Source organism: Cohnella nanjingensis (genome assembly GCF_014212125.1).
GTDB classification, from domain to species: domain Bacteria; phylum Bacillota; class Bacilli; order Paenibacillales; family Paenibacillaceae; genus Cohnella; species Cohnella nanjingensis.
This window is the reverse complement of sequence record NZ_JACJVP010000004.1, coordinates 121949-135095: the sequence shown is the minus strand read 5'-3', so window position 1 is coordinate 135095 and position 13147 is coordinate 121949. Positions and strand designations below refer to the sequence as shown.

Genomic DNA, 13147 nt, shown 5'->3' with positions numbered 1-13147 from the left:
TCCAAACCAATGAGGTGAAGGATCATGTCGCTCCAACCGTGGTTGTCTCACTATCCGAAGGAAGTACCGCCGCACTACCCGTATCCGAAAAAAAATCTGGCCGACTTTCTCATCCAATCCGCGGCCGATTATCCCGCGCACGCGGCACTTCACTTCATGGGCAAGGAGATGAAATACGCGGATCTGCTGGAGGGCGCCTACCGGTTCGCCCACGCGATCCGCGGTCTAGGCGTAGCGAAGGGGGATCGGGTGGCGATCATGCTGCCCAACTGCCCCCAGCTCGTCATCGCCTATTACGGCACGCTCTTCGCGGGCGGCGTCGTCGTCATGACCAATCCGCTCTACATGCCCCGCGAACTGGAGCATCAGCTGAGCGATTCGGGCGCGCGCGTCGTCGTGACGCTCGATCTGCTGCACGGCAAGCTGAAGGAAGTGATGCCCAAGACGCCGGTCCGGGATGTCATCGTGACTTCGGTGAAGGATTATCTGCCCTTTCCCAAGAACCTGCTCTACCCGCTGAAGGCGAAGAAGGACGGCCTGAACCTGGAAGTCGTCTACGAGCCGGGTATTCATTCCTTCGTCCGCCTCATGCACGATGCCTCCGGCGAGCCGTGCCACACCGACGTGGATGCGGAGAACGATCTCGCGCTCCTCCAATATACCGGGGGGACGACGGGCGTCTCGAAGGGCGTCATGCTGACCCACTACAACGTGATCGTCAATACGATGCAGATCAGCCTATGGGCTTACAAATGCAAACCCGGCAAAGAACGGTATTTGGCGGCGCTTCCTTTTTTTCATGTGTTCGGATTGACGGTGTTGATGAACAAGGCCGTGCTCCAAGGCGGCTGTCTCATCCTCGTGCCGAAATTCGAGGCGGGCCAGATTCTGCAGGTCGTTCACAAGCTCAAGCCGACGATATTCCCAGGCGCGCCGACGATGTATATCGCTCTGCTCAATCACCGCAATCTGAGCCAGTACGATCTCTCGTCGATCAAGATGTGCATCAGCGGCGCCGCGCCGCTGCCGTACGAAGTCCAAGAGCGGTTCGAGAAGCTGTCCGGCGGCCGGCTCATCGAAGGGTACGGACTGACCGAGGCTTCTCCGGTGACGATGGCGAACAACGTCTGGGAAAAGCGCAAGAGCGGCTCGATCGGCATTCCCCTCCCGGATACGGTCGCCAAGATCGTCCATCCGGACACGGGCGAGGAGCTGCCGGTCGGCGAGACGGGGGAGCTCGCGGTCCGCGGGCCGCAAGTGATGAAGGGCTACTGGAACGCGCCGGAGGAGACGGCGAAGACGCTGCGCGACGGCTGGCTTCGCACGGGAGACATGGCGCGCATGGACGAGGACGGCTACTTCTACATCATGGACCGGATGAAGGACATCATCATCGCCGGAGGATTCAATATCTACCCGCGCGAGATCGAGGAAGTGCTGTTCGAGCATCCCGATATCCAGGAGGCCGCCGTCCTCGGCGTGCCGGACCCGTATCGGGGGGAGACCGTTAAGGCGTATATCGTATTCAAGGAAGGCAAGCAGGCGACGGAGAAGGCGCTGGAACAGTGGTGCCGGCAGCGGCTGGCCGCCTATAAGGTGCCGCATCTCTACGAATTCCGCGACAGCCTGCCGAAGACGCTGGCCGGGAAGGTGCTGCGCCGGAAGCTGCTCGAAGAGGATTCGGCGCAGCGGGAGCGGATCGGCAAGTAGCGGCGAGGCCTGGGCAGCGGCGAATGCTGAGCAGCGAAAAGAACTGCGCAGCGGCTGGAAAGGAGGAAGCGTCGGAATGGATACCGCGCGCATGCAGGAGCAGTTCGAGCGGATGGCGGAGAAGGCGCGGCATTCGTTCTGGGGATACGTCGGGTGCGAGATCGAGCGCATCGACGAGCGGCAGGTGGTCGTCTCGCTGGACGTGAAGGAGCACCATCTGAATCTGATCGGCATCCTCCACGGCGGCGTGCACGCTACGTTGCTGGATTCGGCGATGGGGCTCGTCGCCATGATGGCGCGGCCGGACGTCGACGTGGTCACGTCGAATCTGAATCTGCACTTCACGGCGCCCGCGGGGCTCGGCCCGGTCGCCGCCGTCGCGGAGATCGCGCATCTGTCGGGCCGGATGATCACGACGCAGGGACGGTTGACCCGTCCGGACGGCACGCTCTGCGCCATGGCGACCGCTTCGTTCCGCGTGATCGAGCGGAAGGGGCCATAGCGGAGCGCGAGGCGGGCGGGAGGATTGAAACGCCGCAAAGACAAAGGCCGGCAAGGAGCAGCGAGCTGCTTTTTGCCGGCTTTTGATTTTCGAAGACGAAAGGGGAGCCTCAATCTAAAGCAGACTAGACAAGTTTGGTGTCCGAGAAGATCGGCTCAAACCCGGTTGTCGTACAGACCCGTTCAATCTCCTCGACCGGAAACGATGTCGCTCTATTTTTCGAAACGAGATCGGTGTAGAAATCATTAATCACTACGGCTACTGGCGCGTACCGCAGGATAATCTCCGCTGCCGAATCCATCACTTCTAGCGATTCGTTCCCTTCAGCACAACGGCGTATGAAGTCTATTCGTTCAGATCGGTTCACCGTACCGCTCAATGCGGTTACAAGCCAGTTCACTAACTCTGTTACCACATAGCACCCATCATGAGTCTTGTTCAATTCAAGAAACTTCAATTCAGAATCTGACAGTTCAAACCGGGAAGACGTTGCAAGTCCGAAGTCCGAAATATAAACACGGTGTCCGTCGGTTAAAACATTCTTAAAGTGAACATCGAAATGCAGCAATCCGTTTGCATTCATAAAGGAGACAGCGGACCGCAGGTTTGATTCCGCCAAAGCAAACGCCGAACCGGCTGCATTCTCGCCAATTGCGACCTGCTCGGCAAGCCAGTTATGCAGGTTGTAGGGGATGTACTCACAGAACAGTGCTACCATGTATTCGGATTCCCGAAGCGCCTCAATACGACCCCGTATTTTTGTTGTACCCCAAAACGCAACCATATGGGAAACATCGCTCAGTTCCTCAGAGATGGGGGTACGCCGTTCCGGACTTTTCAACACCCGCCAGTGATACATGAAGGGAAAGTTCTCACACTGTCCCGCCAGTACCCAATCGGTGGTCATTGTATGGGCGGCGACCTCACGCCACACTCCGCCTCCCGGCGAACCTATACCATAGTGGCAATAGGTAGGAAGGTCGAACACGTTTCCAGTGGACATGAAATTTTCGGAGCTTCGCTCTAATTCCGTAAGCGGCACCATTTTCACGAATATGGACGTATCCTCCAATTGCAACAAAGCCGTTGTACCGCCAATGCCAGTATTTAGCACCGCAGCTTTTTCTACTCGCTCTCTAAGCTGTTCATCACTTAGCTGTGTTAAGGCAGCGGTCACGGCGGTATAGCGGGCAAGTCGAATGTCGAGAGACGAATTTAGCTCGTTGGGCGGTAATCTCATAAGGGATAATATCCTTTCGCTCGGTTTCCCTGGTTAACATGTTTGTCACTCACTAATCTATCAGTTTGGATAAACTTTTACAATTAATGTATGAAATTAATCGCCCATTTTTGCCCGTTAGGATTCCTGTAGAGCGTTAATTTTGATCTTTGCACAAAAACGAGCGACTCCGGTACGATGGAGTAGTCACGGGTCATAGCCCTTTAGCCATCTTAAGGAGGTCGCTCTATCTTGAAGTTTAAAGCTCAAGCCAAACAAAATCAACTGCTCGAACGCATTTCAACCCAGCACCTTGTCGTCGGCATCGACATCGCCCAGCAGTCCCACGTTGCTCGCGCCGTCAACTTCCGTGGAATCCTGCTCGGCACTTCCCTTCACTTCTCCAACGACGACGCCGGCTTCAGCCTACTGCTGCAGTGGATGAAAGATCTGCAGGAAACGCACCAATTAAACGACGCCATCATCGGCATGGAGCCAACCGGCCACTACTGGCTCAGCCTCGCTGCCTGGCTCAAAGACCGCAGCCTCGAGGTCGTGTTGGTAAATCCTCATCTCGTCAAAAAGAACAAGGAAAACCGCGACAATACACCCTCCAAAAGCGACGTCAAGGATGCCTTGGTTATCGCCGACATGGTGAAAAACGGCTACTATACCTTCATCAAAGAAACCAGTGAAGTGTTCATGGAACTACGTGTGCTCATGGCGAACCGGGAGACCATCGTCCATCGTCTCGTCAGCGTCAAGAACCAGATCCACCGCTGGGTCGACATTGTGTTTCCAGAGCTGCGACAGGTATACAAACACCTCTTGGGCTCTGGGTCGCTGGCTACACTGCGTCTCTTTCCAACGCCCGCCGATCTTCGAAAGCTCACCGTTCGCCAGGTAGTCGATGGCTGGAAAACGGTCATGAAGCGACACAGCGGTGAACGAAGAGCTGGTGAGCTGCTGATGCTGGCAGCTCGCTCGGTCGGCGCTAAGCATGCTGAGAAAGCCTACAAGCTTCATCTGCAACAGCTGCTGACTGAGTATGATCTGGCTTTAGAGCAGTTGCAAGTAATCGAGGATGAAGTGGCGGTTGCACTGGCCCGGATTCCGCTGGCTAAGCCGTTGCTGGCGATGAAGGGCATGAGTACCTTGTCTGTCGCTGGCATTCTGGGTGAAGCTGGCGACCTTAGCGGCTATGCACATGGCAATGCATTGTTGCGGCATGCCGGCCTCAACCTAGCTGAAGCGAGCTCAGGCAAGTGGAAAGGCCAAATGTCCATCAGCAAACGTGGCCGACCGAGGCTTCGTCATGCCCTATTCATGGCAACCATGGCCCTCATCATGAACGATGAATCGTTTAAACGACAGCACGAATCGAATGTAAAGACGAGAAGTATGAAGCCGATGCGCTCAGTGATGAAGCTTTGCGGCAAGCTGGCTCGCCTTCTGGTTGCCATGGCACAAAGCGGCGAAGCTTACGAACCGGATCGAGCTCTTCCTATGAAACAAGCTGCTTAGCCAAATCTCGATTAGCACGAAAACTGGCTTATTCGCAGGATCTCAAGATTGCACGGAGTACCGGATTGCGTTGAGCAAAAGGGCACAGACCCGTACCGTTAGGATGACCGGCCTCCAACCACCGGATAGGCGTAACGAAGGAATGAAAGGGCATCGACCCGTCGAGAAATGGGAGTGAAAGCCTCCGAAGGTCACATGGAGCAGCGTGCAACAGAGTAGTAAAAAGAGGAGCGAAACCTCGCCCCTCCTGTTCCCGCATGCGGTTCGGTTGCCGAATCTGACGATACAAAGCCTTTTCTGACCAGATAACGATTTATCCCATGGTGAGATCCTGCGAATAAGCGAGCATTCGTGAGAAAACTACATTTTACCGAGGGAGTTCATGAATGATGAGCCGAAAGAATTACGAGTGGAGCATGAGCGGCATCGTGCAACTGCGTCGACTTGGAGTCGAGTTAAGCCGATGGATACGCTACGCCTACGCGCTTGCCCTTGTAAGGGCCAGAGCGCTCGAGATGATCCAGCATAAACGCGGCCACGTCTTCGTAGGCAACGTTTAACTCCGAGAAGCGGCTGAAGATGAGGCCCGTCAGCTCCTCCGGCGACAGCTCCCGCGTGCTCTCCGGGAAAGGGAGCGGCAGCGATTCGGTGGATACCGCCAGTTGGCGCAAGGAGGTTTCCGGCGAAGCGTCGACCATCGTACCCGGACACATGATGGACCAATCCAACTCGGTCCGGCGCAGCCGGTCGAGGTTCCGATCGTGATTCTTGTAGACGGGCGGCATGCCGGGGAGATCGTTGCCGAGGATGGACGTATGCGGGACCGTCAGGAGCCCGGCGCCTCCCATCGCCCACACGCGGCCGGCGAACAGCGTCTGCCGCTCGCACTGGGTGACGATGTTGTCGACGAGCCGGACGAACGCGTCTCCATCCCCCGCCGTGCCGGCCGCGAGGATAGCGGCATCCTGATGCGCCAACGCCCGATAGACGCTTTGCGGGTCCAGCATCTCTTCCGCGATGACGTTCGTTTGCGACGCGATACGCTCTCCTTGCTGCTCCAGCAGTTTTTCCGGATTGCGGACGAAAGCCGTCATCTCATGCCCTCTTTCAACCCCGGCTGCCAATACTCTCCGACCGATGTTGCCCGTTGCGCCAAATACCGCGATTTTCATGTTCGATGCCCTTCTTTCTTGGATTGTGGATTGACTAAAGGTTAACATCGAACCTAAAATCTTGTTAAGAACCCACTTTGATGTAAGGGACGCACTTCAAAGTAAGTTATGGAGAAGGAGGACGACGATGGCAGCAGCAAACGCGACGACCGAGGAGCGGAAATGCCCCATCGAGACGGTCATCCACGTCTTGGGCGGTAAGTGGAAGCCTACGATCCTGTGGCATCTGCTGGACGCCACCCGCAGGTTCAGCGAGCTGGAGAAAATGATACCCGAGATCACGCAGAAGATGCTGGCGCAGCACCTGCGCGAGCTGGAGGCCGACGGATTGGTCGTGCGGACGGTCTATCCGACGGTGCCGCCCAAAGTCGAATACGCATTGAGCGAGTACGGCATCACGTTGGTCCCGGTCATGCAGGCGATGTGCAACTGGGGCGAGGTGCATCAGACGTCTGCATGGAAACCGACTGAGGTTGCTCGCGCGATTAACGGTTAACGGCCAAAGCTGCGCGAATCATCCGTCGTTAAAAATCGAGCGACGGGATTCGTAAGCCGCAAATGTCGGCTTAAAGAGGCCAAAAGCCGCGCATCGGGCCGTGTAAGCCGCAAATGTCGGCTTAAAGCGGCCAAAAGCCCCGCGCCGGGCCGTGTAAGCCGCAAATGTCGGCTTAAAGCGGCCAAAAGCCGCGCATCGGGCCGTGTAAGCCGCAAATGTCGGCTTAAATCGGCCAAAAGGCGCGCACCGGGCCGTGTAAGCCGCAAAAATCGGCTTACAGCTCGCCAAGGCGGTTGTACACTCCCGTCCCAGCAAGCCAAAGAAAGAACCTTCCATACCTAGGGGGATGGAAGGTTCTTTGGTTTTTTCGCTAAATAATGACGGAATAGTACGCCCGGCACGTCCGGAACAGCGTCTCGTCGTCGAGAGGGACGCCGAGCGCAGGGAGTGTATCGATCGCTATGCTGGCCGCTTGCCACGCCGCCTTCCCAGCCCGCGCCGCTAGAAGCTCGGCTTGCCGCTCCGCCTTCCCAGTCCGCGCCGCAAGAAGCTCGGCCTGCCATTCCGCCTTCCCGACCCAAGCCGTGGATGGCGCGGCCGCAAGCCATTCCCGCTCCCCGGCCCAAGCCACGGAGGACGCGGTCGATGCGCCCGCGGCGACCAGCCGGATCGTTGCAGCCGGCTGCATCCGGGCCTGCAGCGCCCGCGAGGCTTCCTCTACGAGCGAGGCGCGCGCAGGCCCCCAGCGCTCCCTTTCTTGGTACGCGAGCTCGCCGACGAGGTGCAGCGGTACCCGCCGCAGCTGGTTCAGATAGGCGGCCCACCGGATCAGATCGAAGGGGACGTTTCCCTCGGACAGGATGCATCCGCTCCATCCCGCATCCGCCCCGCAAGACAGCTTCAGCACGCCGCGCCTGCGAGGGAGCGCTTGTCCCTCCGCGCCCGTCCCGGCGAATTCGAAGATCTCGATGCCCGTCAAGTAGGCCTGGTCCAATCTCGCGCACTCCCTTCCATGCTTGCTCCGACAGATGATATCTGACTATAAAGCCTCGGACGGACTTTGTAAAATCGTTCCGCTCTCGGCAAGCGCCGCCAATGCCGGAAAACGCCGAAATCGGCCGATAACGGATCGGGAAATCGCCTTTATCTTCGTAGCGGACCTTTCTAGCTCTTTCGCTCGCGCGCGATCGTTTTCACGCTGTAACGGGCCCTTCGGCTCGCGAAGATCGCGCAAGCGGAAAATGCAAGAATGCGAGATTTAAGGAGCCGGAAAGACCTTTATCGAGATCGGCTCGGTTGTAAGCGGTACGAACGGCCGCCGCAGCGGAAATAGGCAGAACCTGGTTTTCAACTTGCATTTACAAAATTTCGGCCGAGGCGTAATATTCGATTCAGCCATTCGGCAACCGGCTTGCGGCCGGACGGATGACGAGCGGGCTGGCAGTCATCTGCAAGATCAAGTTCGGCCTGGTTACGTCCAGCCTAATTGCGATCAGCCAGATCGCAAACGGCCTGACCACGACCAGCCGGATTGCGGCTAGCCTGAATAATGATCGACTTGATTTGCGATCGCTGAGTCCCTGAAGACAGGGAGCGGGGGAACCAAACGTGGACGGATGTCCGGTGTGAGAGCCGGCAGACGACGCAGGGGTGAATCCCGGGGGAACGGCACCTAGGAGCCGAGCCTTCGGGTAGGGCGACTCTCACCGCCCGAATCCGGCAGCTAACCTCGCAAGCGTATGGAGAGAGAGGATGATGGGACGACCGCCGTTGACGCTGAACGCACACCATGAATATGAACATGAACCAAGCTTTGCAAGTATCGTAACGAATTTACCGATAACGGCTCTTTATCGCTGAGTCCCTGCGAACGCAGGGAGCGGGGGAACCAAACGGCTTGCCGATCCGGCGGCCATGGGGTGAATCCGAGGGAAAGAAACCTTTCCCAAGGTAGGGCGACTCTCACGCCCGAATCCGACAGCTAACCTCGTAAGCGTACCGAGAGAGGCAACGACGATCGTGAACAGACACGGTTTATTTCCGACTGTGCCTAGAAGCCACGAGAAGAGTTCCTCTTCTTCGAGGCTTCTTTTTTGTTGCCTTCTCCGACCTACAGGAGGATAAAAGGTCAATGATTCCACAAGAATATATCTTAATCTCCGCCCCGAACGTCGCGGGCGAACAGTTCATGAAGCAGCTGAGCCGCAGGGAGATCCCGTTCGCGGCGATCGTGAACAACAAAGCCGACTTCGAGCGGCTGAACGAATGGGGCGTCGCCAACCGGATCGCGGTCGACACGACCCAGGTTCATACTTGGGCCGTGCCGGAGCTCGCCATCGGCAAGGTGTTCCTGTTCGAGAAGAGCCTTAATCTCTGCTGCCGCTACATCCAGATCTGCCGGGCTTGGACGTCCAAACCGATCTACGTGATCACGGGCAGCCACAATCCGAGGCTGATCTACAAGGGACTCGGCGCGAACCACGTGATTCACTCCAATAGCGGCGACGTCGCTTTTCTCATTCAGGATTTGATCTAAGCAGGACGGAAGGAGGATCGACATGTCGGACGTGTATATGGTACTGCTGCTGGCCGGAATCTTCGCGGCGTTCTACGGATTCATGATCTGGTGCGACCGCGTCGTCGACGGATCGGAGGGCGATCGCCCATGACGGTCGTTCTGATCTTTGCCGCGCTGGTTTTCGCGTATTTGATCTATGCCCTTATTCATCCGGAGAAATTCTAGCCGGCGTTCGATGCGCACAAGGTTTATGGAGGAGGAAACGGTCGGATGGGAATCTTGCAGCTCGTCCTTGTTCTGGCGGTGCTTGTCCTGCTGGTCAAGCCGCTCGGAACGTATGTCTATCATGTATTCTCGAATGAGCCGAACCGAATGGACCGGGTATTCGGCCCGGTCGAACGGGGGATCTATCGGCTGATCGGGCTGAAGCGGCGGGACGGCATGACGTGGAAACGTTACGCGCTCAGTTTTCTGCTGACGAATATCGTCCTGGTCGCGTTGAGTTATCTGATTCTGCGCCTGCAATCTCTGCTGCCGCTGAATCCGAACAAGATCGGCGGCATGGAGCAGACGCTGACCTTCAACACGGTCATCAGCTTCATCACCAACACGAACCTGCAGCATTACAGCGGCGAGACGGGACTCTCCTACTTCTCGCAGATGGCCGTCATCATCATGATGATGTTCACTTCGGCGGCGACCGGCTTCTCGGTCGCGATCGCCTTCGTCCGCGGCTTGACCAGCCGGGGCCGGACCATCGGCAACTTCTTCGAAGACTTCGTCAAAGCGCACACGCGGATCTTCCTTCCGTTCGCGACGGTGATTACGCTCATCTTGGTGGCGCTGAACGTCCCGCTGACGCTCGATCCGACTTTGACGGTCACGACGCTCGAAGGCGCGGCGCAGCACATCGCGATCGGACCGGTCGCGGCGCTCGAATCGATCAAGCATCTGGGCACGAACGGCGGCGGCTTCTTCGGGGTCAACTCGGCGCACCCGTTCGAGAACCCGAATCCGCTCACGAACGTGATCGAGATGCTGTCGATGTGGGCGCTGCCGGCCTCCCTCCCGTATGTATACGGGAAGTTCGCCAACAACAAGAAGCAAGGCTGGGTCGTCTTCGGCGCGATGATGACGTTGTTTCTCGCGTTCCTGACGCTCACGTACACGTCCGAGCTGCGCGGCAATCCCGCCTTGAACGCGCTCGGCATGGATGCGTCCCAAGGCAGCATGGAGGGCAAGGAAGTCCGCTTCGGCATCGCCCAGTCCGCGCTGTTCACGACGGTAACGACGGCGGCGACGACCGGCTCGGTCAACAATATGCACGATACGCTGACCCCGCTCGGCGGCCTCGCGCCGCTCGCGGAGATGATGCTGAACTGCGTGTTCGGGGGCAAGGGCGTCGGACTCGTGAACATGCTGATGTACGCGATCCTGGCGGTGTTCCTGGCCGGGCTCATGGTCGGCCGGACGCCGGAATTCCTCGGCCGCAAGATCGAGCCGCGGGAGATGAAGCTGATCGCCGTCGCGATCCTCGCGCACCCGTTCATCATCCTCGTCCCGACGGCGATCGCCCTGATGACGGACGCCGGCCGGGCGGGCGTGACGAATCCCGGCTTCCACGGCATCTCGCAAGCGTTGTACGAGATGACGTCCTCCGCCGCCAACAACGGTTCCGGGTTCGAAGGGCTGGCGGACAACACGCCGTTCTGGAATATCTCCACCGGCATCGTCATGCTGCTCGGACGCTATATCTCGATGATCGCCATGCTCGCGGTCGCCGGCTCGTTGGTGCGCAAGTCCTGGGTGCCGGAGACGGTGGGCACGTTCCGAACGGACAATGTCTTGTTCTGGGGGATTCTGATCGGTACCGTACTGATCATCGGAGCGCTCACGTTCCTGCCGGCCATCGTCCTGGGACCGGTCGCCGAACATTTGACGCTTCGTTAACGAAGAGGGGAAACGGATATGAATACGACACGCAAATCGATGCTGACCGGCCCGATGGCCGTGCAAGCGCTGAAGGATAGCTTCGTCAAGTTAAATCCCGTCACGATGATGAAAAATCCGGTCATGTTCGTCGTGGAAGCCGGCACGCTGGTCGTGCTGCTCATGACGGTGTTCCCCGGGTACTTCGGCACCCGGGACGACGTCGGATTCAATCTGACGGTGTTCCTCATCCTGCTCTTCACCGTGCTGTTCGCGAACTTTGCGGAAGCGCTGGCCGAAGGCCGGGGGAAGGCCCAAGCCAGCGCGCTGAAGAAGACGAAAAACGAGATCTCGGCGAACAAGGTCGTCGGCAGCGGCATCAAACGAATCGCTTCGACGGAGCTGCGCAAAGGAGACGTCGTCGTCGTCGCCCAAGGGGAGACGATCCCCGGCGACGGCGAAGTCGTAGAAGGCCTTGCGTCGGTAGACGAATCGGCCATCACGGGGGAGTCCGCGCCCGTCATCAAGGAAGCGGGCGGAGACTTCGGCTCCGTCACAGGCGGCACGCGCGTCGTCAGCGACCGCATCGTCGTCCGGATCACCTCGGATCCCGGCGAGTCGTTCATCGACCGCATGATCTCCCTAGTCGAAGGGGCGAAACGGCAGAAGACGCCGAACGAGCTTGCGCTGAACACGCTCCTGACGAGTCTGACGATCATCTTCCTGATCGTCGTCGTCACGCTCTCCCCGATCGCGAAGTTCGTCGGCATCGAGCTGCAGGTGCCCGTGTTGATCGCGCTGCTGGTGTGCCTTATCCCCACGACCATCGGCGGACTCTTGTCCGCCATCGGGATCGCGGGGATGGACCGGGTCACCCAGTTCAACGTGCTGGCCATGTCCGGCAAGGCGGTCGAAGCGGCGGGCGACATCAACACGATGATCCTCGACAAGACGGGAACGATCACGTACGGGAATCGAATGGCGAGCGCGTTCACCCCGGTCGGCGGGCGCGACGAGGCGGAGGTGGCGGCTTGGGCGGCGATCGGGTCCCTGCGCGACGAGACGCCGGAAGGGCGCTCCGTGCTGGAATTGATGAAGAGGGATTCGCTGCGCTACGACGAGACGATCGCCGCAGACGGGACGTTCGTCGAATTCAAGGCGGAGACCCGGATGAGCGGCATCGAACTGAAGGACGGCCGGCAAGTCCGCAAAGGCGCCGTCGACGCGGTCAAAAGGTGGGTCGCCGCCCAAGGCGGGACGATCCCGGCCGATCTGGACGCCAAGAGCGACGCCATCGCGACCGAAGGCGGCACGCCGCTCGCCGTCGCGGTAGACAACGCCATCTTCGGCCTGATTTACTTGAAGGACACCGTGAAGCCCGGCATGCGCGAACGCTTCGAGCAGCTGCGCAAGATGGGCATCAAGACGATCATGTGCACCGGCGACAATCCGCTTACCGCCGCGACGATCGCCCGCGAGGCGGGCGTCGACGACTTCATCGCCGAGAGCAAGCCCGAAGACAAGATCGAGGTCATCCGGCGCGAGCAAGCCGAAGGCAAGCTCGTCGCGATGACCGGCGACGGGACGAACGACGCGCCGGCGCTCGCTCAGGCCGATGTCGGACTCGCAATGAACAGCGGGACGACGGCGGCCAAGGAAGCCGCGAACATGGTGGACCTCGATTCGGACCCGTCCAAGATTATCGAGGTCGTCTCCATCGGCAAGCAGCTGCTCATGACGCGCGGCGCGCTGACGACGTTCAGCATCGCGAACGACATCGCCAAATACTTCGCGATCATTCCCGCCATGTTCATCCTGGCGGTCCCGGAGATGCGCGCGCTGAACGTCATGCATCTGGGCTCGCCGCTGTCGGCGATCCTGTCGGCGCTCATCTTCAACGCCGTCATCATCCCGCTGCTCATCCCGCTCGCGATGAAGGGGGTCGCTTATCGCCCGATGAGCGCCGCCAAGCTGCTCTCCCGCAACCTGTTCGTCTACGGCTTGGGCGGGATCGTCGCTCCGTTCGTCGGCATCAAGATCATCGATCTCGTCGTTCATCTGTGGATCTAATCCCGTC

At 58.8% G+C, this 13147-nt stretch carries 11 protein-coding genes and 2 riboswitches; of the genes, 8 read left to right on the top strand and 3 right to left on the bottom strand.

Annotated elements, in window-relative coordinates; all coding sequences use genetic code 11:
* Positions 1–24: 24 nt before the first annotated feature.
* Both H7C19_RS03605 and H7C19_RS03600 read left to right on the top strand, forming a co-directional pair.
* Positions 25–1710 carry an AMP-binding protein gene (locus H7C19_RS03605; RefSeq protein WP_221469019.1) on the top strand — a complete coding sequence of 562 codons (1686 nt, stop codon included), beginning with the start codon at positions 25–27 and terminating at the stop codon, positions 1708–1710.
* A 76-nt stretch (positions 1711–1786) separates the two neighbouring features.
* Positions 1787–2212 carry a PaaI family thioesterase gene (locus tag H7C19_RS03600; protein WP_185141209.1) on the top strand — a complete coding sequence of 142 codons (426 nt, stop codon included), beginning with the start codon at positions 1787–1789 and terminating at the stop codon, positions 2210–2212.
* A gap of 124 nt (positions 2213–2336) precedes the next feature.
* On the opposite strand, the gene H7C19_RS03595 is transcribed toward H7C19_RS03600, so the two are convergent.
* A complete protein-coding gene (locus H7C19_RS03595; protein WP_185141208.1) occupies positions 2337–3452 on the bottom strand; it encodes a protein kinase family protein in 1116 nt (371 codons plus the stop codon).
* Between the two features lie 231 nt (positions 3453–3683).
* Here H7C19_RS03595 and H7C19_RS03590 point away from each other — a divergent pair, with 231 nt between their 5' ends.
* Positions 3684–4955 (top strand): IS110 family RNA-guided transposase, encoded by a 1272-nt coding sequence (locus H7C19_RS03590; protein WP_185141207.1) that lies wholly within the window; start codon positions 3684–3686, stop codon positions 4953–4955.
* A 455-nt stretch (positions 4956–5410) separates the two neighbouring features.
* On the opposite strand, the gene H7C19_RS03585 is transcribed toward H7C19_RS03590, so the two are convergent.
* Entirely contained in the window at positions 5411–6127 is a 717-nt protein-coding gene (locus H7C19_RS03585; RefSeq protein ID WP_185141206.1) for an NAD(P)-dependent oxidoreductase, read from the bottom strand.
* Between the two features lie 127 nt (positions 6128–6254).
* Between H7C19_RS03585 and H7C19_RS03580 the strand changes: the two genes are divergently transcribed.
* Positions 6255–6623 (top strand): winged helix-turn-helix transcriptional regulator, encoded by a 369-nt coding sequence (locus H7C19_RS03580; RefSeq protein WP_185141205.1) that lies wholly within the window; start codon positions 6255–6257, stop codon positions 6621–6623.
* 370 nt (positions 6624–6993) lie between these two features.
* On the opposite strand, the gene H7C19_RS03575 is transcribed toward H7C19_RS03580, so the two are convergent.
* Positions 6994–7617 carry a hypothetical protein gene (locus tag H7C19_RS03575; protein WP_185141204.1) on the bottom strand — a complete coding sequence of 208 codons (624 nt, stop codon included), beginning with the start codon at positions 7615–7617 and terminating at the stop codon, positions 6994–6996.
* Between the two features lie 566 nt (positions 7618–8183).
* Positions 8184–8377, top strand: a riboswitch (cyclic di-AMP (ydaO/yuaA leader).
* A gap of 90 nt (positions 8378–8467) precedes the next feature.
* Positions 8468–8635: riboswitch (cyclic di-AMP (ydaO/yuaA leader) on the top strand.
* 119 nt (positions 8636–8754) lie between these two features.
* Here H7C19_RS03575 and H7C19_RS03570 point away from each other — a divergent pair.
* From H7C19_RS03570 to kdpB, 4 genes are all read left to right on the top strand, one after another.
* Positions 8755–9159 carry a hypothetical protein gene (locus H7C19_RS03570; protein ID WP_185141203.1) on the top strand — a complete coding sequence of 135 codons (405 nt, stop codon included), beginning with the start codon at positions 8755–8757 and terminating at the stop codon, positions 9157–9159.
* A gap of 129 nt (positions 9160–9288) precedes the next feature.
* Positions 9289–9366, top strand: coding sequence for a potassium-transporting ATPase subunit F (locus H7C19_RS35630; RefSeq protein WP_185141268.1), 78 nt, complete (start codon positions 9289–9291; stop codon positions 9364–9366).
* 45 nt (positions 9367–9411) lie between these two features.
* Positions 9412–11091 carry a potassium-transporting ATPase subunit KdpA gene (gene kdpA, locus H7C19_RS03560; RefSeq protein ID WP_185141202.1) on the top strand — a complete coding sequence of 560 codons (1680 nt, stop codon included), beginning with the start codon at positions 9412–9414 and terminating at the stop codon, positions 11089–11091.
* An 18-nt stretch (positions 11092–11109) separates the two neighbouring features.
* Positions 11110–13140, top strand: coding sequence for a potassium-transporting ATPase subunit KdpB (gene kdpB / locus H7C19_RS03555; protein WP_185141201.1), 2031 nt, complete (start codon positions 11110–11112; stop codon positions 13138–13140).
* Positions 13141–13147 lie beyond the last annotated feature (7 nt).